General features: G+C 67.8%; 18 protein-coding genes. 13 read left to right on the top strand and 5 right to left on the bottom strand.

The features are described from left to right. Positions 1–17: 17 nt before the first annotated feature. From OHB24_RS35700 to OHB24_RS35710, 3 genes are read left to right on the top strand one after another with little or no spacing between them, the layout of a single operon-like run. A complete protein-coding gene (locus OHB24_RS35700) occupies positions 18–1,619 on the top strand; it encodes an FAD-dependent oxidoreductase (protein WP_327635320.1) in 1,602 nt (533 codons plus the stop codon). Then, positions 1,619–2,533 carry an ABC transporter permease gene (locus tag OHB24_RS35705; RefSeq protein WP_327635321.1) on the top strand — a complete coding sequence of 305 codons (915 nt, stop codon included), beginning with the start codon at positions 1,619–1,621 and terminating at the stop codon, positions 2,531–2,533. The genes OHB24_RS35700 and OHB24_RS35705 overlap by 1 nt, the downstream gene beginning before the upstream one ends. Continuing rightward, a complete protein-coding gene (locus tag OHB24_RS35710; protein WP_327635322.1) occupies positions 2,530–3,399 on the top strand; it encodes a carbohydrate ABC transporter permease in 870 nt (289 codons plus the stop codon). The genes OHB24_RS35705 and OHB24_RS35710 overlap by 4 nt, the downstream gene beginning before the upstream one ends. A 10-nt stretch (positions 3,400–3,409) precedes the next feature. Here OHB24_RS35710 and OHB24_RS35715 read toward each other — a convergent pair whose 3' ends face one another. The 4 genes from OHB24_RS35715 to OHB24_RS35730 form a co-directional block, all read right to left on the bottom strand. Further along, complete coding sequence (locus OHB24_RS35715) at positions 3,410–4,108, bottom strand: hypothetical protein (RefSeq protein WP_327635323.1); 699 nt, start codon at positions 4,106–4,108, stop codon at positions 3,410–3,412. A gap of 29 nt (positions 4,109–4,137) precedes the next feature. Next, the gene (locus OHB24_RS35720) at positions 4,138–6,699 is read right to left on the bottom strand and encodes a DUF4153 domain-containing protein (protein WP_327635324.1); all 2,562 of its coding nucleotides are present in this window, start codon (positions 6,697–6,699) and stop codon (positions 4,138–4,140) included. Beyond that, a complete protein-coding gene (locus tag OHB24_RS35725; RefSeq protein WP_327635325.1) occupies positions 6,696–7,394 on the bottom strand; it encodes a response regulator transcription factor in 699 nt (232 codons plus the stop codon). The genes OHB24_RS35720 and OHB24_RS35725 overlap by 4 nt, the downstream gene beginning before the upstream one ends. A gap of 73 nt (positions 7,395–7,467) precedes the next feature. Further along, complete coding sequence (locus OHB24_RS35730; protein ID WP_327635326.1) at positions 7,468–8,544, bottom strand: LacI family DNA-binding transcriptional regulator; 1,077 nt, start codon at positions 8,542–8,544, stop codon at positions 7,468–7,470. Between the two features lie 316 nt (positions 8,545–8,860). Here OHB24_RS35730 and OHB24_RS35735 point away from each other — a divergent pair, with 316 nt between their 5' ends. The 10 genes from OHB24_RS35735 to iolD are packed head-to-tail and all read left to right on the top strand — an operon-like array spanning position 8,861 to position 20,014. Next, complete coding sequence (locus OHB24_RS35735) at positions 8,861–9,817, top strand: sugar ABC transporter substrate-binding protein (RefSeq protein ID WP_327635327.1); 957 nt, start codon at positions 8,861–8,863, stop codon at positions 9,815–9,817. Continuing rightward, positions 9,814–10,866 (top strand): ABC transporter permease, encoded by a 1,053-nt coding sequence (locus OHB24_RS35740; protein WP_327635328.1) that lies wholly within the window; start codon positions 9,814–9,816, stop codon positions 10,864–10,866. The genes OHB24_RS35735 and OHB24_RS35740 overlap by 4 nt, the downstream gene beginning before the upstream one ends. A 2-nt stretch (positions 10,867–10,868) precedes the next feature. Then, positions 10,869–11,690 carry an ATP-binding cassette domain-containing protein gene (locus OHB24_RS35745; RefSeq protein WP_327635329.1) on the top strand — a complete coding sequence of 274 codons (822 nt, stop codon included), beginning with the start codon at positions 10,869–10,871 and terminating at the stop codon, positions 11,688–11,690. A gap of 11 nt (positions 11,691–11,701) precedes the next feature. Further along, entirely contained in the window at positions 11,702–12,859 is a 1,158-nt protein-coding gene (locus OHB24_RS35750) for a Gfo/Idh/MocA family protein (RefSeq protein ID WP_327635330.1), read from the top strand. Positions 12,860–12,871: 12 nt separating this feature from the next. Beyond that, positions 12,872–13,870 carry a sugar phosphate isomerase/epimerase family protein gene (locus tag OHB24_RS35755; RefSeq protein WP_327635331.1) on the top strand — a complete coding sequence of 333 codons (999 nt, stop codon included), beginning with the start codon at positions 12,872–12,874 and terminating at the stop codon, positions 13,868–13,870. Then, positions 13,870–15,378, top strand: a complete 1,509-nt coding sequence (locus OHB24_RS35760; protein ID WP_327635332.1) for a CoA-acylating methylmalonate-semialdehyde dehydrogenase — start codon at positions 13,870–13,872, stop codon at positions 15,376–15,378. The genes OHB24_RS35755 and OHB24_RS35760 overlap by 1 nt, the downstream gene beginning before the upstream one ends. A gap of 13 nt (positions 15,379–15,391) precedes the next feature. Beyond that, positions 15,392–16,258, top strand: coding sequence for a sugar phosphate isomerase/epimerase family protein (locus tag OHB24_RS35765; protein ID WP_327635333.1), 867 nt, complete (start codon positions 15,392–15,394; stop codon positions 16,256–16,258). Beyond that, positions 16,252–17,217 carry a 5-dehydro-2-deoxygluconokinase gene (gene iolC / locus OHB24_RS35770; protein ID WP_327641141.1) on the top strand — a complete coding sequence of 322 codons (966 nt, stop codon included), beginning with the start codon at positions 16,252–16,254 and terminating at the stop codon, positions 17,215–17,217. Before OHB24_RS35765 ends, iolC begins: the two co-directional genes overlap by 7 nt. Beyond that, on the top strand, positions 17,214–18,128 hold the full coding sequence (locus OHB24_RS35775; RefSeq protein ID WP_327635334.1) for a Cgl0159 family (beta/alpha)8-fold protein: 915 nt from the start codon (positions 17,214–17,216) through the stop codon (positions 18,126–18,128). Before iolC ends, OHB24_RS35775 begins: the two co-directional genes overlap by 4 nt. Beyond that, positions 18,125–20,014, top strand: a complete 1,890-nt coding sequence (iolD, locus tag OHB24_RS35780) for a 3D-(3,5/4)-trihydroxycyclohexane-1,2-dione acylhydrolase (decyclizing) (RefSeq protein WP_327635335.1) — start codon at positions 18,125–18,127, stop codon at positions 20,012–20,014. The genes OHB24_RS35775 and iolD overlap by 4 nt, the downstream gene beginning before the upstream one ends. 45 nt (positions 20,015–20,059) lie before the next feature. Here the strand turns inward: iolD and OHB24_RS35785 are convergent, their stop codons facing one another. After that, on the bottom strand, positions 20,060–20,719 hold the full coding sequence (locus OHB24_RS35785; protein WP_327635336.1) for a sigma factor-like helix-turn-helix DNA-binding protein: 660 nt from the start codon (positions 20,717–20,719) through the stop codon (positions 20,060–20,062). Positions 20,720–20,734 lie beyond the last annotated feature (15 nt).

Consider the following 20,734-nt stretch of genomic DNA (forward strand, 5'->3'; position numbering starts at 1 on the left):
CCCCACAAGGAGCTTTCGTGCGTGAGCTACATTGCGATGTCCTGGTCGTCGGCGGCGGACTCGGCGGTATCGCCGCGGCGCTGTCCGCCGTCCGGATGGGCCGGCAGGTCGTCCTCACCGAGGAGACCGACTGGCTCGGCGGCCAGCTGACGTCGCAGGCGGTGCCGCCGGACGAGCACCCGTGGATCGAGCAGTTCGGCTGTACGGCGACGTACCGCAAGCTGCGGGAGACGATCCGCGATTACTACCGCCGCGGCTACCCGTTGACCGAACAGGCGCTCGCCACCGAGAACCTCAACCCGGGACAGGGCCACGTCAGCCGTCTGTGTCACGAGCCGCGGGTCGCGGTAGCGGCGATCGACGAGCTGCTGGCGCCGTACCGGGCGAACCGGCAGCTCCAGGTCCTGCTCCGGCACCGACCGATTGCGGCCGAGACCAACGGCGACCAGGTGACTGCGGTCCGGCTCCTCGACACTGGAACCGGTCACGAGCTGACTGCTTCGGCCTCCTACATCCTGGACGCGACGGAGCTCGGGGACCTGCTGGAGCTTGCCGGTGTCGAGCATGTGATGGGCGCGGAGAGTCGCGCTGAGACCGGCGAGCCGCATGCCCCCGAGGGACCCGCCCAGCCATTGGACCAGCAGTCGTTCACGTACTGCTTCGCGCTGGACCACCGGCCCGGCGAGGATCACACGATCGACCGGCCGCAGATGTACGACTTCTGGCGCGAGTACCACCCGGACTTCTGGCCGGCTCCGCTGCTCAGCTGGATGCACGTCGCGCCCGAGACGCTTCGCCCGTACAAGAAGAACATCTTCGAGCCGGACAGGGACTTCGACCTGTGGCGGTTCCGCCGCATCCTGCACAACTCGCATCTCACCGCGGGGTTCGCGGCCAGCGACATCACGTTGGTCAACTGGCAGCAGGTGGACTACTGGCTGGGCCCGCTGACCGGCGTCGACGACTCCGAACGGGACCGTCATCTCGCGGCAGCCAAGCAGCTCAGCCTCTCCTTCCTGTACTGGATGCAGACCGAGGCACCGACGTACGACGGTGGCACCGGGTATCCCGGTCTGCGGCTGCGTCACGATGTCACGGACACCGCCGACGGCCTCGCGAAGTATCCGTACATCCGTGAGTCGCGCCGCATCCGTGCCGACTTCACGGTCACCGAGCAGCACGTCGGGGTCGCCGCCCGAGGCGCACTGGAAGGCGCGGAGGAGTTCCGCGACTCCGTCGGCATCGGCAGCTACCGCATTGACCTACACCCCTCGAGTGGTGGTGACGGCGGACCGCGTCAGTACATCGACGTCGAGAGCTGGCCGTTCCAGATTCCACTCGGCGCGCTGCTGCCGGTCCGAGTGGAGAACCTGCTGCCCGCGAACAAGAATCTCGGCACCACCCACATCACCAACGGCTGCTACCGCCTGCACCCCGTCGAGTGGAACATCGGTGAGGCTGCCGGCGCCCTCGCCGCGTACTGCCTGGACACCGGGTCCGCGCCGCGCAAGGTGCACACGGATCAGGCGAAGCTCGCCGAGTACCAGAAGCTCCTCGTCGACCTCGGCGTCGAGCTCAGCTGGCCGCGCGAGGTCCGCACCCAGAAGAAGTACAACTGATGCCACGAACCGGGCGCCGACGGCTGCGGCGGGACTGGCTTCTGGTCGCCTGCGCGCTACCCGGTCTCGGCGCGCTGCTGGTGTTCCACTACATCCCGCTGCTGGGCCACGTCATCGCGTTCAAGGACTACCAGCCGTACGTCGGCATTGCGGACTCGCCATGGGTCGGGCTGGACAACTTCCAGGTCATCTTCACTGGCGATCCGGCGTTCCTCAACGCGTTGACCAACACCCTGGTCATCTCCCTGCTGCAGCTGTTCTTCGTCTTCCCGCTGCCGATCGCGGTGGCGTTGATGCTCAACTCGCTCACTTCGGAGCGCTTCAAGCGACTCGTGCAGTCGGTGCTGTACCTGCCGCACTTCATGTCCTGGGTGATCGTCGTGGCGATCTTCCAGCACATGCTGGGCAACGCCGGCCTCCTGAACAGCTTCCTGCAGCATCACGACCTCGGCAGCTTCAACCTCATCGGCAACCCCGCGATGTTCAAGGAGCTGATCGTCGCCCAGGTGATCTGGAAGGACACCGGCTGGGGCACGATCCTCTTCCTGGCCGCGATCTCCCGGATCGATCTGGCGCTGTACGAGGCGGCAGCGGTCGACGGTGCCTCCCGGCTGCGCCAGCTGTGGCATGTGACCCTGCCCGGCATCCGCTCCGTCATCATCCTGCTCGCGATTCTGCGGCTGGGCGACGTCCTCAACGTCGGCTTCGAGCAGATCATCCTGCAGCAGCAGGCGGTCGGCCCGGACGCCTCCGAAGTACTGGACACCTACGTGTTCAACAACGCGGTCGGCGCCGGCGTCTGGGGCGCTTCGGCCGCCGCGGGCCTGGTCAAGGGCATCATCGGCGTCGTGCTCGTGCTCGCCGCCAACAAGGTTGCGCATCTGTTCGGCGAGCGGGGGGTCTACCAGAAATGAGCGTCTCGGTCACGCCCGCCGCAGTTCCGGTGCGAGCGGCAAAGGGTCTCGTGCTGACGATCGGCTGCCTGCTGGTGATCTTGCCGTTCCTGGCGGTCGTCTCCACGAGCCTGGCGGACCAGCAGCAGGTGACCGCCGCCGGCGGCTACGTCCTGTGGCCCGACAATCCCAGTCTCGAGGCCTACCGGGCGTTGTTCTCCGGTGGCGTGGTCACCCGCGCGGTGTTCGTCTCCGTCGCGATCACCCTCGTCGGTACGACGCTGTCTCTGGCCTGTACGACGCTGCTTGCGTACGGGCTGAGCCGGCCCGGCAGTTACGGGAGCAAACCGATTCTGCTGCTGGTTCTGTTCAGTCTCTTGTTCGCACCAGGAATCATCCCGATGTACCTGACGGTCAAGCAGCTCGGCCTTCTCAACAGCTATTGGTCACTGATCTTGCCGATGCTCATCAACGCATTCAACGTGATCGTCATGCGGGCGTTCTTCCTCGACCTGCCGCAGGAACTGCTGGACTCGGCCAAGATCGACGGTGCCGGCGAGATCGCCATCCTGACCCGGATCGTGCTGCCGCTGTCCAAGGCGATCATGGCCGTGATCGGTCTGTTCTACGCGGTGGGCTACTGGAACAGCTTCTTCTCGGCCCTCCTCTACATCACCGAGAACGAGAAGTATCCGCTGTCGCTGGTGCTGCGCACCTTTGTCGTCAACAACGCCACGATCGGCACCGGCGACAGCGGTACGGCGCTGCCGCAGCAGTCGCTGCAGATGGCGATGCTCGTGGTCAGCATCCTGCCGATCCTGTTCGTCTACCCCTTCCTCCAGAAACACTTCGCCAAGGGCATCATGATCGGCGCCGTGAAGGGTTAGCCACCAGCGCCTACCGGGGAACGATTTCGCTCCGGCCTTGCCACGAGCCGTGTTCCGAGAGTGGCCGGAATCGTAGGGTGGCGAACTCGTGGTGGAAGTCCCTGCGCCGGCGTTCGGCCATCGCGGTGGCATGACGGTCGGGATCCGGGACAGTGCTGTGGCCGTGCACCATCTCTTCCATCTCCCGCACGGACCGCCAGACCGAGAACGTCGAGATCGTCCGGGGCGGGCGCATCGCGGCCAGCGCCAGCGTGGCCCCCGGATGGTCGCGAACCAGCCGTTCCACGGGCTTGCCCCACTTGAGGAACCTCGGCACCTCCAGGAGGCGCATCCGGGCCAGCGTGACCGCCACGACGGGTTCGGCAGGGTCCCACTCGCCCGCTCTCGCCGGAAGGTCGGGCAGCGCCGCAAGCCGCGACCAGCGGCGCAGGAACTGCATCCGCACGTGCCAGCCTGTCGCCAGCTGCCTGCCCAGGGGGTCATCCGCCAGGAACTTCTCGACGGCCGCCTCGTCCTCCCACCGCGCGAACATCGCCATCCGACGCAACTGCATCCGGGCCGGCGAGACGGTCGGGGCACCGAGGCGCATCAGCGCCAGGCACTCGGCGTACCGCAAGCCGGGCGTTGAAGGCACAGCCGGCGCCTTCCACAGTGCACGCGCCGTCGTCGTCGGACGGAGCTCCGCGAGGTGGAACGTAAAGATTGTCATCGTCGGGCAACTGTCCCACGACGTCGGGTTTACCCCGCAGGCTCGCTTCTGCAGGTGACTGGGGTGGCGTTGGCGTGGGCGCGGATGAGGGGGTTGGCGCGGTGGCGGCCCAGGTTCCACTCGAGCCAGTCGTTCTTGCTGGGTTCACGAGCGGTCAGTGCGCAGTAGACGACGTCGTCCGGCAGGGTGGTGAGTACTGGTACGGCGTCGTCGGAGAGTCCTTGCAGGTAGTACCAATCGACTTTGCCGGTCGCGGCGTACCGGTCGACGTTGTGCTGGGCGATCCACGCGTCCGGGTTGATGGCCGCGATCCCAAGGAGGAGGCTCGCACCGCTGAGCAGCGCGGCCCGCGGGAGCCAGGCTGCCTTCATGGTCACGCCGGCCACCATCACACCGATCACGAGCAGACCCAGCCAACCCTCGAAGACGTCGACGAGCAGCCGGAGCTCGGTGAAGCCGTACGCCTCCTGATAGACGTGCATCCGGTAGAGCGCGGACGCGACCACGACCAAGGTCAGCAGGCAGAGCAGACCGAGCGACCCACGCAGCCAGGCCACGTCGGCAGGCGTGGCGCGCGGTGCCTTGCGAGCGGCGGCCCACACCACGAGCAGAGTGAGCGCAGTGGCCACAGTGAGCTGGCCGAAGCCCTGGTGGACGTACTCCGCGTAGGTCAGGCCAGTGATGCGCTCAAGGTACTCGTGCCCACCGAAGTTCGCAGTCGCCTGCGCTGCCAGGAAGACCAGGAACACCGCATCCACAAGCAGCACCGGCACCAGCCACTCGTACCGGCGTGCAACGGGCCGCACCGGATCGCCCGAAGGCTCGACGCTGGGCGGATTCAGCCCCAGGTACGTCGCTGCCAGTACGACGCCACCTACTGCCACGGTGATGAACGCACGCAGTACGAACGTGTCGAGATTCAGATCAGGTACGACGACGCCCGCCCACTCAGCGAAGACGGCATCGGCCGACGCGAACAGCAGTCCGAAGACCAGGACCGCCAGCAACGACCACACCGCGGTCCGCAGCGCCGGAGCGCTCGTTCGCAGACCTCTCACGGCCTGTGCAGAGCGACCCAGCCACGGCAGTCCCCGGAGCCCAGCGAGCGGCCAGGCCACGCCGGCCAGCACGAAGCTCGGTAGAGAGCGGCCGTTCACCAGTCCGGCCATGCAGACCGCGCCGCCCGCCAGCAGACACAGGACCACGATCCACTCCGCGTCCCGCAGTGCGGCTGTCACTGCCAAGAGCACGCAGAGAGCAGCACAGGCTTGCGTGAAGCGGGACCGGCGGTTGACGCTGAAGCCGAGGATCACTCCCCCGGCTGCCAGCAGTACGACGAGCGTGCCGACGCCGAGGTCGCGGAACGGCAGGACGATGCCGGCCAGTAGGCCGACTGCCAAGCAGGACAGGACCGCACGGATGTTGCCGGGCAGGCCGGTCTCCGGCCAGAACCTGCCGAACAGCGTGTCCATCCCTGGCTCCGACACTCTCACTGGCGCTGCAGCGGGTGCGGGCGTCTCGACCGGCTTGGGCATGGCGGGCTCCCTCTTGATGACCTGCTCGTGCTTGACGACCTGGATGTGTTGACGTGGCTCGTGCGGGAGGTCGACGCGGACGCGGGCACCCGTGCTGCCCGGCGCGGGGTCGACGAAGTGGATAGTGCCGCCGTGGAGATCGGTCACCCAGCGGGCGATCGCGAGACCCAGACCTGTGCCACCGCCACCGCCTGCCTCCGTCAGCGTCCCGAACCGCTCGAAGACTCGGTCCCGGTCGACGGCAGGGACTCCTGGCCCGTCATCCGCGACCTCCAAGCGCCACCCGGTGGCCGTGGCCTCGGCGGTGATCCGGACGAGTCCGCCGGCAGGACTGTGCCTGGACGCGTTGTCGAGCAGGTTGGCAATCAGCTGGTGCAGCCGCGCTGGGTCCGCCGGGACACTGAGGTCCTGCGGCGTGACGCATACGTCGTACCGCACCTCACGACCAGTCACTCGAGCCTCGGCGACAGCCTGCTCCAGCAACTCCGCGACCGCGACCTGTGTGCTGGACAGTGCAGCCGCACCGGCATCGACGCGGGCCAGATCCAAGAGATCCGAGGCGAGTGCCGAGAGCCGCTCTGCCTGGTCGAGCGCTGTCCGCAATGCGACTGGGTCCGGCTCGGCGACCCCGTCGACCAAGTTCTCTAGTACGGCACACAGCGCGGCGAGCGGCGTACGCAACTCATGGCTCACGTTGGCCACCAGTTCGCGGCGTTGGCGGTCGACGGCCTCCAAGTCCTCCGCCATCCGGTTGAAGGCCCGCGCCAGCTCTCCCACCTCGTCGCTCGAGGCCGCGGTGACTCGGCCGGAGTAGTCGCCGCGCGCCATCTGCCGGGCTGCAGCGGTCATCTCGCGGAGGGGCGATGTCATGCCGACTGCCAGCAGTTGGGTCACGCCGAGGGCCAGGGCCACCGTGACCGGGATGCTGAGCCAGACAGGTACGTCGCCGACGGCCCCCACCGCGGCGACGATCGAAGCCACCGTCACACTGATCGCTACGAGCAGACCGAGCTTGACCTTGACCGACGTCACCTGATCCATCAGCGGGCCGCTCACGTCGTACTCCCGGACTCGAGGGCGTAGCCGACGCCGTGGACCGTTCGCACGCGGTCGGCGCCGATCTTGGCTCGCAACGCCTTCACGTGGCTGTCGACCGTGCGCGTCCCGGACGCACCCGGCCAGCCCCAGACTTCGGCGTACAGGTTCTCCCGGGTCACGACGTCACCCGGCTTCGCCGCCAGACAGAGCAGCAGATCGAACTCGGTCGGCGTCAGATGGACCTCGGCCCCGGCGGCCCAGACCCGGCGCGCGGCCGAGTCGATCCGCAGGTTGCCCACCTCGGCCGCCGGCCGGGCAGCCAACTCGGCAGCCCGCTCGACCCGCCGCAGCAGTGCCCCCACCCGAGCCACCAACTCCCGCATCCGGAACGGCTTCGTGAGGTAGTCGTCCGCCCCCAGCCCGAGCCCGACCAGGATGTCCGCCTCGTCGTCGCGCGCGGTCAGCATCAGTACCGGCACCGGCCGCTCGGCCTGGATCCGCCGGCATACCTCGTGCCCGTCGAACCCAGGAAGCATCACGTCCAGCAGCACCAGGTCCGGCGCGCTCGCCGCGAACTGCTCGACCGCACCGGGCCCGTCCCACGCCTGCACAACGTCGTACCCGGACCCACGCAGCCGGTCAGTCACCGCCTGGTTGATCACCGGCTCGTCCTCGACCACCAGAATCCGGCGGCCCACTCCGTCAACTACCACGCTCCGACCATAGGAGCCGAGCTGGTCACACAGCCACGACGACTCGTGAAGGTTCTGTGCAGGTTGCTGAGCTTCAGTCGCGGGACCGGCGCCGGCCGGCGACCGGACCTGTTGTCGATCGGATCCGCAGGTCGGGCTCGAGGACGAGCTCTCGATCGGGAACCTCGGCGCCGGACGTGCGGGCGATGATGCGGTCGACCGCGAGGTGGGCCATCTCCTGGGGGATCTGCTGCACGGTGGTCAGGTCGATCCCCGGGCTCCGGGCGATCACGCTGTCGTCGAAGCCGATGACCGAAACGTCGCCCGGTACGTCGATTCCCTGCTGCGCCAGCACGCTCATGGCCGCCGCGGCGATGTCGTCATTGAAGGCGACGATGCCTGTCGGAAGGTCGGCGTTCTCGTCGAGCAGCCTCCGCGCGGCGAGCTGGCCGTCGAGCTGATCCTCACCGTCACACACCACGACCCGAACCTCGTCGTCCAGACCGTGCGACCGCATCGCCTTCAGGTAGGCGTCGCGGCGCGAGATCGCCACCAACCCGGTCCCACCCTGGAGATGCGCGATCCTGCGATGGCCCAGCCCGACGAGATGGTCCACGGCCGAGGCGAGGCCGTGCTCGTCCGAGGTACGTACGACGTCGACGTCCGGATGGTCGACGTGCCATCCCATGACCACCAACGGAACTCTGCCCGCGAGGAGCGGCTCCGCGACGGGCGGGCCGAGCATGATCAGGGCGTCGAAGCGGAAGTCGTTCAACGATGCCAGCGCCCGCTGCTCGTCGCGGCTGGCGGTGAGGGCGCTGAGGACCAGATCCCAGCCTCGCTCCTCAGCGGCCGCGTACAGGCCGTCGATCAGCTCGAGATGGAACCGGCCGGCCTGCCCGAAGAGGATGCCGATGACGTGGGCCTTGAGGCTCGCCAGGGACCGGGCCCTGACGTCCGGGCGATAGCCGAGTTGCTTGGCAACGGCCAGGATCCGCTCCCGGCTGCTCGGGCTGGCACCCGGCGCCTCGCGCATCACGATCGAGACCAGGGCGGGAGAGACACCCGCGCGCTCGGCGACATCCGCGAGAGTCACCCGCCGCCGCGGCCACGCCTGCTCGTCCACCACGTCCCCGACCGCCTCTCCGTCGTGTCCCGCTCGCCGGGACACGCTAGCGCACCAGACCTGCCGAGCAGACTGACTATAGCGCTCTAGGCAGACTTCGTACAGATCTTCTATAGCGCTCTAGGACCTGACAACGAAATCAAAACTAGAGCGCTCTAAAATGTCGTAACAAAGTATTGACACGGACGAAACGTGTCGCTTCCCTGGTGACTGGCGCCGCGTTCGGCGCGACCCAGCCTGAAGGGAGCGACTTCTCGTGTCACTCAAGCCCGCTTCAAGATCCAGATGGGCCCGTGGGGCTCTGGCCACGACGACCGTGGCGGTCCTGCTGCTCGCGAGCGCCTGTAACAGTGGTCGGCCCGTGGCCAGCACGGGTACCAGCGAGTCACCGGCCGCGGCCGGCAATGCGAAGCCCGGCGGTACGGCGATCTTCGTGATCGGGGGCAAGTCCGACGATCCGTTCTGGTCGAAGGTGAAGCGCGGTGTCGAGGCCGCGGCCGAGGTCGTCGAGGCGCAGGGCGGGACGGTGACGTTCCTCGGCCCGCAGAACTACGACAACCTCGGCCCGGATGCCGCGAAGCTGATCGACTCCGCCGTCAGCCAGGGTGCGGCCGCGATCATCGGCCCCGACTGGGTTCCGGAGGCGGAGGACGCGGCCTTCAAACGCGTTGTCCAGAAGGGAATTCCGCTGATCATCTACAACGCCGGCGGGATCGAGGCCGCGAACAGCCTGGGTGCGCTCAACTACGTCGGCAGCGACGAGTACACGGCCGGCAAGACCGGCGGTGAGTTCTTCGGAAAGCAGGGCGCCAAGAACGTGCTGTGTGTCAACACCGTGCCGGGAGCCGCCAACACCGAGGCCCGGTGCCGCGGTATCGCTGACGGCGTGAAGGCCACCGGCGGTACGTCGAAGCAACTGCCGATGCCGTCGTCCAACTTCGGCAACCCCACGGCTGTCGCGCAGGGCATCAAGGCCGCGTTGCTCAAGGACGACACGATCGACGGTGTCGTGACCATCAGCACCCAGGACGCGGACAGCGCCGCCAGCGGCATCCTGCAGGCGAGTCTCACGGACAAGGTCAAGCTCGGCACGTTCGACCTCGACGAATCGCAGCTCAACCGGATCAAGGACGGCAAGCAGCTGTTCGCGATCGACCAGCAGCCCTACATGCAGGGCTTCCTGTCGGTGTCGATGGCGCAGGGCTACCTGAAGTACGGCCTCGAGCTGCCGCAGAAGCCGCTGCTCACGGGTCCGGCAGTCATCAGCAAGGACAACATCGATTCCGCGATCGCCGGTGCGAAGGCAGGTGTCCGATGACGACCACACAGCTCGCCGCGCAGACCAAACCCCGGCCTGTCCCGCCGTCCGGTGTCTCGGTCGCCGGCCTCGCCCGCCGCCCCGAAACCGGGGCGCTCATCGGTACGATCGCCGTCTTCGTCTTCTTCGCGATCTTCGGCGGCGGACAGTTCCTGTCCGCCGGCGGCGCGGCCAGCTGGCTGAACGTCGCGGCCGAGCTCGGCATCATCGCCATCCCGGTCGGCCTGCTGATGATCGCGGGCGAACTGGATCTGTCGGTCGGCTCGGTCCTGGCGTCGAGTTCGATGACTGTGGCGATCGTCTCCGGCTACTGGGGAGCACCGATGATCGTCGGCATCCTCGCCGCTCTCCTACTGGGTCTTGTCATCGGCTTCCTCAACGGTCTGCTGGTGACCCGCACCAACGTCCCGTCGTTCATCGTCACCCTCGCAACCCTGTTCGGCTTGTCCGGCCTGACCCTCGGCCTCTCGCGGGTCATCACCGGTACGACGAGCGTGGCCCTGAACCCCGGCCCGCAGGCCAAGCAGCTACTGGGCACTCTCGTCGCCGGCAAGTTCGAGGTGGCGATCTTCTGGTGGATCGCCGCGATCGTCGTGGTCGGATGGCTTCTGCACGCCAGCCCGTGGGGCAACTGGGTCTTCGCAGTCGGCGGCGACAAGGAGAGCGCCCGGACCACCGGAATCCCTGTCGAGGGCGTGAAGATCGCCCTGTTCACCGCATCCGGGTTCGGCGCCGCGGTGGTGGGAGTCATTCAGAGCATCCTCTACAACAGTGCCCAGGTCGCGAACGGGCAGTCGTTCGTCTTCAACTCGATCATCGCCGTCGTGATCGGCGGCGTACTGCTCACCGGCGGGTACGGCTCGGTGGTCGGCGTCGTGCTCGGCACACTGACGTTCTCGATCGTCAGCCAGGGCATCTACTACACCGGCTGGAACTCCGACTGGGCCGCTCTCATCCTCGGCGTCCTCATCCTGGCCGCCGTACTGATGAACAACACGTTCCGCCGGATGGCGTTGTCCTACACGCCCCGCACGAAGAGGAAGGCCTGACGATGACACCACCGCCCACCCCGCTGCTCGAACTGCGCGACGTGTGCAAGTCGTTCGGCGCGACCGACGTACTGACCGACATCTCGCTGCGCGTCCACCCGGGCGAGGTGCTCTGCCTGCTGGGCGACAACGGCGCAGGCAAGTCGACGCTGATCAAGATCCTCTCCGGAGTCCACCAGCCGACCTCCGGGACCATCGAGGCGAACGGTGAGCCGGCTGCCTTCCGCAGCCCGCGCGATGCGAGCGCGCGCGGCGTCGCCACCGTCCACCAGTTCGGCGGGACGTTCCCGCTGATGTCGATCGGGCGCTCGTTCTTCGTCGGCGCGGAACCGACCAAGTGGCGCGGCCCGTTCCGCCGGTTCGACCACAGGTTCGCCGGTGGGATCGCCGTACAGGAGATGCAGAGCCTCGGCATCACCCGGGTCACGGACGGGGACCGCCTGGTGGGTGGCCTGTCCGGTGGTGAGCGGCAAGCGCTGGCCATCGCCCGGGCGGTCTACTTCGGCGCGAAGCTGCTCATCCTCGACGAGCCGACCGCCGCCCTCGGGGTGAAGGAGGCGGCGCATGTGCTCCGCATCATCATGCAGGCACGGATGAAGGGCATCGCGGTGGTCCTGGTCACCCACCACGTCACCCATGCGATGACGGTCGGCGATCACTTCGCGGTCCTGATCCGCGGTGCGCTCGCGGCCGACTTCCGTAAGGGCGAGCGGTCGCGCGAGGAGATCACCGACCTGATGGCCGGTGGCGAGGCGATGGCCGAACTCGAGGCCGAGATCGAGTCCTACACGACCACCGCAGAAGTGAAGGAAGCACAGCTGTGAACTCTCTCGGAGTGGCAGTCATCGGAGCCGGCATGGTCGGCCGGGCTCATGCCGCCGGCTATCGCGCCGCCAGCCAGCTCTACGACCTCGACCTGCCGGACATCCGGTTGGTCGCGATCGCCGACGCGCACGAGCCGTTCGCGGTCGACGGCGCGCGGCGGTTCGGGTACGAGCGCGCGGAGACGTCGTGGCAGGCGATTGCCGAAGCGCCTGACATCGACGTGGTTTCGGTTGCCATCGCCAACGAGTTGCATCGCCCGGTGGTCGAGGCACTCCTTGCTGCTGGCAAGCATGTGCTGTGCGAGAAGCCGCTGGCGCCGTCGGTCGAGGATGCCAAGGCGATGGTCGCCGCGGCCGAAAGCGCGGCCACGCAGTCCGGTGTCGGCTTCTCGTTCCGCCGTACGCCGGGTATCAACGCCATCCGTGAACAGCTGCACAGTGACGCGATCGGACCGGTGCGGCACTTCAACGGGCACTACTGGTGCGACTACGCGCAGAACTCCGGCAACCCGATGAGCTGGCGCTACAAGGGCGGACCGGGTACGGGCGCCCTGGCCGACATCGGCAGCCACATGATCGACCTCGGCGAGTACCTGTGTGGCCCGATCTCCAGTGTGAGTGGCGCCGTCTTCCAGACGTTCACCGCCGAGCGTCCGGTACCGCTCGGCGCCACCGTCGGGCACGCCGCCGGCGCGGTGGGCGACACGTTGGAGCCGGTGGAGAACGAGGACATCGCGACGTTCACAGCGACGTTCGCGAATGGGGCGGTGGGGACCTTCTCGATCAGCCGGGTCGCGCACGGTCTGCCGAACGGGCTCGGGTTCGAGATCTTCGCGGCCGAGGGCGCCGCGGCGTTCGACCTCAACCGCCCGGGCGAGTTCACCTTCGCCGACCACGGACCGGACGGGAAGACCAACGGCTTCCGATCGGTGCTGATCGGCCCGCAGCATCCGGGCATCAACAAGGGCATCCCGATGGACTTCCCCTCCGTCGGCTACGGCCAGAACGAATTGTTCGCGTGGCAGGCCCGCGCGTTCCTCGACCAGGTCGCCGGGCTCGGCAAGCTCCCTCCCGTCCCCTCGCTCGCCCACGGCCTGCACAACCTGGAAATCCTCGCGGCCGTCACCCAGTCCGCCCTCAACAACGGCCAGGCCGTCTCCCTGATCTGAAAGGAATCATCAATGAAGCTCGGCGCCTACACCGCCTGCCTGCACGACAAGACCCTCGAGGAGGCCCTGGAGATCCTCCGCGACCTCGGCCTGACCAGTGCCGAGATCAACGCCGGCGGATTCATCGGTACGCCGCACCTGCCGGTCGAGCAACTGCTGGAGAGCCCGGAAGCGCGCGCAGAGTACCTCGCCGTCTTCGACAAGTACGGCATCGAGCTGACCGCATTGAACTGCAACGGGAACCCGCTCCATCCGGACCCCGAGATCACCCACGGCGAGGACCTGAAGCGAACCATCAAGCTGGCCGGCCTGCTCGGTATCAAGACCGTCATCACCATGTCGGGTCTGCCGGCGGCCGAGCCGGGCGGAACTCGTCCGTCGTGGACCGTCATCCCCTGGGACAGCGTCTACAAGGAGACGCTCGACTACCAATGGGACGAGGTCGCGATTCCGTTCTGGACCGAGATCGAGTCGCTCGCCGCGCAGTACGACGTACGCGTCGCGATCGAGATGCACCCGCACAACCTCGTGTTCAACCCCGCCACGCTGAAGCGGCTGGTCGAGCGGACCAACGCGACCCATATCGGCGCCGAGATGGACCCCAGCCACCTGTTCTGGCAGCACATCGACCCGATCCAGGCCGTGGAGGACCTGGGTGAACTCGTCTTCTTCGCGGCCGCGAAAGACACGCTGATCCACGAGACCGCCGCGATCAACGGCGTACTGGACGACCGCTTCGAGTGGATCCCTGCTGACGAGAAGCCGATCGGTCTCGGTGGGCACTACACCGTCACTCGATGGCCCGCGGTTCCCGGCTGGTCGTTCGTCGCGGTCGGCCGCGGCCACGACGTCGACTTCTGGGCCCGCTTCCTCACCGCCCTGCACAAGGTCAACCCGCAGTTGCCGGTGAACATCGAGCACGAGGACGCCTCGTTCGGTCAGATCGAAGGGCTGAAGTTCGCGGCCGACAACCTGATCAAGTCCGCCGCGCAGGCCGGCGTACTGAGCTGATGGGGCCTGTCGTGAGGACGATAGAACACTGGATCGACGGTACGTCGGCCAACGGCACCTCGGCCCGGCGCAGCCAGGTGTGGAACCCTGCCACCGGTCAACCGCAGGCCGAGGTCGTACTGGCGTCGGCCGCCGACGTGGACACCGCCGTACAGGCTGCGAAGCGGGCCTTCGCATCGTGGTCGCAGTCCTCGCTGTCCCAACGGACGAAGGTGCTGTTCGCGTTCCGCGAACTGGTGAACGCGCACGTCGGCGAGCTCGCGGAGATCGTCAGTGACGAGCACGGCAAGGTGGTGTCGGATGCCGCCGGAGAGGTCCAGCGAGGCCTGGAGGTGGTCGAGTTCGCCTGTGGGATCCCGCAACTGCTGAAGGGCGACTACTCCGACCAGGTCTCGCGGGGCATCGACGCGTTCTCCTTCCGCGAGCCACTGGGGGTGTGTGCGGGGATCACGCCGTTCAACTTCCCGGTGATGGTGCCGATGTGGATGCATCCGGTGGCGATTGCCTGCGGCAACACTTTCGTACTCAAGCCCAGCGAGCGCGATCCGTCGGCATCGTTGCGGATCGCCGAGCTGTGGACCGAAGCCGGACTCCCCGACGGCGTGTTCAACGTCGTACACGGCGACAAGGAAGCCGTCGACGCGCTGCTGGACCACCCGGACGTCGAGGCGATCTCGTTCGTCGGCTCCACGCCCATCGCGAAGTACCTCCATCAGCGCGGCACGACGTCGGGCAAGCGGGTGCAGGCTCTCGGGGGCGCGAAGAACCACGCCATCGTGCTGCCGGACGCGGACCTCGACTTCGCCTCCGGCCATCTGGTAGCGGCGGCCTTCGGGTCGGCTGGAGAACGCTGCATGGCGATCTCCGCGGCCGTGACAGTCGGTGGCGCGGGCGACGCTCTGGTCGAGGCCGTGAACGCCAAGGCCCGTGACGTGGTGGTGGGGCCTGGGCGTGATCAGCGATCCGAGATGGGACCGGTGGTCACCGCTCAGGCGCGGGACCGGATCATCGGGCTCATCGACGCCGGCGAGGCTCAAGGAGGCAAGGTCACCACCGACGGCCGCGGCCTCGTGGTCCCCGGCTACGAGAACGGCTTCTTCGTCGGTCCGACCGTGGTGGATCAGGTCACGCCGGAGATGGACGTCTACCGCGAGGAAGTGTTCGGCCCGGTGCTGTCGGTGCTGCGGGCGGACAGCGTCGATGCCGCGATCGAGTTGATCAACGCCAATCCCTACGGGAACGGTACGGCGATCTTCACCAACAGCGGCGAGGCCGCGCGCCGGTTCATGCGAGGCGTGAAGGTCGGGATGATCGGCATCAACGTACCGATCCCGGTCCCGATGGCGTACTACTCCTTCGGCGGCTGGAAGGACTCCCTGTTCGGCCAGTCCCACATCCACGGACCCGAAGGCGTCGCCTTCTACACGCGCGCCAAGGCCGTCACTTCCCGCTGGCCGCACGTGGAGCAATCGGTCGACTCCAGCTTCCACTTCCCCACCGCTCAGTGAAGGGCACGAAGCGATGAAGATTGCACTTGACCCGTACATGTTCCGTACGACGCCTCTGCTCGAGCTACCGGGACTGGTCGCCGACCTGGGCTACGACTACATCGAACTCTCGCCCCGCGAGGACTTCACCCCCTTCTTCCTGCACGCACGAGCGGGCAACGACACCGTGAAGGGATTCAAGAACGCTCTCGACGCAGCCGGCGTACAGATCGCCTCCCACCTGCCGTTGTACCGCTGGTCAGGCCCCGACGAGGAAGAACGGCAAGCCGCGGTCCGGTACTGGAAACGCGCGATCCAGCTGACCGTGGATCTTGGCTGCCGGGTGATGAACTCGGAGTTCAACGGCCGGCCGGAGCAAGCAAGCCGGAGCGAGGCGATGTTCTGGAAGTCGATGGAGGAACTGCTGCCGGTCTTCGAGCGCGAGGGCGTCGAGCTGCGCTTGGAGCCGCACCCGGACGACTTCGTCGAGGACGGCCTCGTGGCGATCGACATGATCCGTGGCATCAACTCACCCCTCGTCTCCTTCCTGTACTGCGCCCCGCACACCTTCCACATGGGCGGGAACATGGTCGAGATCATGCGATACGCCGGACCGCTGCTGACTCAGGTGCATCTGGCGGACTCGTTCGACCACCGCGCGTCGTCCGGTCTGCGGTACATCGTCAATCCACCGGGATCCACAGCCCGCGTGCACCAGCACCTCGACATCGGCCAAGGCGAGGTCGACTGGGACACCTTCTTCGCCACCCTCGACGAGCTCGGGTTCGGCGAGCGTGACGACACCGTCATGACCTCGTGCGTCTTCGCCTGGGAGGACCGCGCCCGCGACTCGGCCACGCACATGCGGCAGACCGTCGACAAGTACGTCGGGGCCTGGTGACAACAGTGATGACCGATCTCGAACTGCTGACGGTCGGGCGGGTCGGCGTTGATCTGTATCCGCAGCAGCCGGGTCCGCTCAAGGATGTGACGTCGTTCGCCCGGTATCTGGGCGGTACGGCGACCAATGTCGCGGTCGGCGCCGCCCGGCTGGGACGCCGTACCGCCGTATTGACGAAGGTGGGTGCGGACGGGTTCGGCGACTACGTTCGTGAGGCGCTCACCGGGTTCGGCGTCGACCCGTCGTACGTCGGAACCTCGCAGGACCTGCTGACACCGATCGTGTTCTGCGAGTTGAATCCGCCCGAGGACCCGCCGCTGCTGTTCTACCGACGGCCCGTTGCGCCCGATCTCACGCTGACCGCCGACGACGTCCCGTGGGATCTCGTCCGGGAAGTGCCCGTGTTCTGGGTGACGGGCACAGGTGTCAGTGTCGAACCCGCGCGCAGTACTCAGCTGGCCATGCTCAAGCACCGCGGCCGGCGGCAGTGGACTGTGCTCGATCTCGACTGGCGTCCCATGTTCTGGCCGTCGCCGGAGCAGGCCAGGACCGAGTACGACGCGATGCTCGATCTCGTGAACGTTGTCGTCGGCAACCGTGCGGAGGTCGAGGTCGCCACCGGCACCGCCGATCCGGAGGCAGCCGCCGATCGGCTGCTCGAGCGTGGCGTCGAGCTCGCGATGGTCAAGATGGGGGGCCGCGGCGTACTCGTCGCCACCAACGACGAAAGGACAGTCGTAGCACCGCATCGCGTCGACGTTGTCTGCGGGCTGGGTGCCGGCGACGCATTCGGCGGCGCTCTCGTCCACGGCCTGCTGGCGGGCTGGCCCGCCCGCCGGACCGCCGAATACGCCAACGCGGCCGGCGCTATCGTCGCCGCCCGACTCGCCTGCGCAGATGCCATGCCTACCGTGACAGAGCTCGACGCACTGCTCGCCTCCGAAGGAGCAACCGCATGACCCCGCCCCTCCTCAGCGGTGACCGGTGGCACGAGTTGCTCCACACCCGCGCGACCGACCCGTTGGCCGTCAAACGCGCGTACGCCGCCCGCACCCAACCGCAACACCTGCTCAGCGCGCGCGGAACGCTGTTCCTCGTCGCCGCCGACCATCCAGCCCGCGGAGCGCTTGCCTCCGGCGGGAACCACATGGCAATGGCCGACCGGCGCTCGCTGCTGGCCCGGCTCATCGCCGCGCTCGAACACCCCGACGTCGACGGCGTCCTCGGCAGTCCCGACGTCGTCGAGGAACTCCTGCTGCTGGGAGCGCTCGAGGGCAAGGTCGTGATCGGCTCCATGAACCGCGGCGGCCTCGACGGCGCCACCTGGACCATGGACGACCGGTTCACCGGCTACGACGCGGCCGGCATCGCGGACTGTGGGCTGCAAGGCGGGAAGATGCTCCTGCGGATCGACGATCGGGATCCGTCCACGGCCGGCACCATCGAGGGGTGTGCCCAGGCAGTGTCCGAACTCGCGGCCCGCGGGCTGGTGGCCATGGTCGAGCCACTCCCCTACCACCGCGACGACGACGGCACCCTGCGGCTGCGCAAGGACGCACCCGCGCTGGCTCGGGCGATGGCGGTCGGCAGCGCACTCGGCACGACCAGCGCCCACACCTGGTTGAAGATGCCGTCCTGCGACGACCCAGCGACCGTGTTCGGTGCGACCACCCTGCCCTGCGTCGTACTCGGCGGAATCCCGAGCCCAGACCCGGTCAAGGATCTCGAGTCCTGGGGCGCTGCACTGACCCAACCCGTGGTCCGCGGCCTGGTTGTCGGCCGAGCCTTGCTGTACCCGCCGGACGGCGACGTTCGGGCCGCCGTCGATGCGGCCGCGAAGGTCCTCAGTGCGGCAGGAACCGCAGCATGAAAGAGACGGTTCGTCTCACCACTGCCCAAGCACTCGTGCGCTGGATGATCGCACAGCGATCCGAGCTCCTCGACGGGACCGAGGTGCCGTTGTTCGCCGGGGTTTTCGGCATCTTCGGACACGGCAACGTCCTCGGGCTCGGCACCGCGCTGTACGACGTACGCGACGCGTTGCCGACCTGGCGAGGGCAGAACGAACAAGGCATGGCACTTGCCGCGGTGGCCTACGCACGCGCCACCGACCGACGCCAAGTGATGGCGGCAACGTCCTCCGTCGGCCCTGGTGCACTGAACATGGTGACCGCTGCGGGAGTGGCCCACGCGAATCGTCTGCCGGTCTTACTCCTTCCAGGCGACACGTTCACCCGACGCGCAGCCGACCCTGTACTGCAGCAGGTCGAGCACTTCGGCGATCCGACCATCTCGGTCAACGACGCATTCCGCCCGGTGTCGCGCTACTTCGACCGGATCACGTGCCCTGAGCAACTGTTGTCTACGCTTCCGCAGGTCGCGCGAGTCCTGACCGATCCCGCCGACGCGGGGCCTGTCGTACTGGCGCTGCCGCAAGACGTGCAGGCCGAGGAGTACGACTTCCCCACGCGCATGTTCGAGACCCGTCTGCACCGGGTCGCCAGGCTTCGGCCTGACCGCGAGGCGCTCGCGTCGGCGGCCGCCGTACTGAAGAGCGCACAAAGGCCGCTGCTCGTCCTCGGCGGAGGCGTGCGGTACTCCGGCGCTGCCCGCGAGGCGACTGCCTTCGCCGAAACCCATGGCGTGCCCGTCGTGGAGACCGCGGCAGGCCGCACCTTGGTGCCGCACGACCACGCGTTGTACGGCGGCGCGCTCGGCGTCATCGGTTCGACCGGCGCCAACAACCTGGCTGGAGACGCCGACGTCGTACTCGCCGTAGGCACCCGCCTCCAGGACTTCACCACCTCGTCCTGGACCGGCTTCCGCCCCGACGTACGCATCATCACCGTCAACACCGCGTCGTACGACGCCGTCAAGCACGCAACCGAAGCGATCGTCGGCGACGCCCGCGAAACCCTCGTCGAGCTGTCCGCAGCTGTGTCCGACTGGATCGCGCCATCCGCCTGGGCCGCTAGGACGGTCGAGGAGAAGACGGCCTGGGACGCGCACGTCGACCGGCTCCGGACCGATGGCGGTCCCGATGGTGCGCTGACCTACGCACAGGTCGTTGGCATGGTCAACGACGTCAGCGGGCCCGACGACTACGTCCTCACCGCTTCAGGAGGTATGCCCGGAGAGCTTCACGGCGGCTGGCGTACGGGCAAGGTAGCGCCCGGCGCCACCTCCGGCGCCACCATGGATCTCGAGTACGGCTTCTCCTGCATGGGCTATGAAGTAGTCGCACCCTGGGGAGCCGCGATGGCCCGCTCGCAGACTCACCCCGGCGGTGTCGTCACCGCGCTGTTCGGCGACGGTTCCTACCTGATGCTCAACTCCGAGCTGTACTCCGCCGCGTTCTCAGGCCATCCGTACGTCGCCGTACTGTGCGACAACGGCGGCTACGCAGTGATCCACCGGCTGCAGACCAACCAAGGCGCCCAGGGATTCAACAACATGCTCACCGACGCCCGCGGACCCGACACCACTGTCCGCGCCGACTTCGCGAGCCACGCCCGGGCCCTCGGCTGCACCGTCGAGGACGTCCCCGAAGGAGCCGGCATCAACGACCTCCTGGCCGCCTACCAACGCGCGCGATCCGCTGCAGCACACACCCGGCGCCCCGCCGTCGTCGTCTGCCGCACCCACCCAACCACCTGGACCGAGGCCGGCGCCTGGTGGGAAACCGGCGTACCCAAGTCCCTCTCCGGCCACGACCCCTACCGCCAGTCCAAAGCCCACCAACTTCGCTGGCCATAGGAGTTGTCTCGTTGCGGGCGGAGTCGGACGACGCGGCTGGTCACGCTACTCGGTGCTGTCGGCCGGCAGGCGGTCGGGCAGCCCGAGTCGTGGGAACTGGTGGGCGTGGAACGTGACGATCTCGGTGATCGCCCCGCCGGTGACGCGCAGGACGTCGATCGTCAACGGCAGGTACGCGCCCTCCCGCTCCTGCCAGTCGTAGAAGGCGACGGCGGGCTGCCGGTTCACGGAGGTGCGGGCGGTGCGCAGGTGCGACATGTTCTCGAAGCCGCTCTCGACCCAGTCGTTCACCACCGCGTCGCGGCCGACGTACAGGCCCGGCGTCGGCGGCATCGAGGACCGTACGTCGTCTCGCAGCATGGAAGTGAGCGTCGGGATGTCCGTGGCCACGCTGGCGTCGGTGTAGCGGCGTACGAGCTCGCGCGTCCTGATGTCCTCGTCGCCGCCGGTCCAGTCCTGTCGCTCGGTGGGCAGGTGCTCGCGCAGGCCGGCACGGGCCCGCTGCAGGGCGCTGTTGACGGAGTTGACGGAGTCGCCGAGGAGTTCCGCGACGTCCTTCGCCGGCCAGCCGAGCACGTCCCGCAGGATCAGCACGGCCCGTGGGCGCGGCGCGAGGTGCTGGACCGCGACCAGGTAGGCCAGCCGATCGTCTCTCGCGCGACGCGTCCTGTCGTAGGTATGACGGGTGCAAGCGCGACAACTCATCACCCAGGGCCGGTC

This window comes from Kribbella sp. NBC_00482, assembly GCF_036013725.1.
In the GTDB taxonomy this organism is placed as follows: Bacteria; Actinomycetota; Actinomycetes; order Propionibacteriales; family Kribbellaceae; genus Kribbella.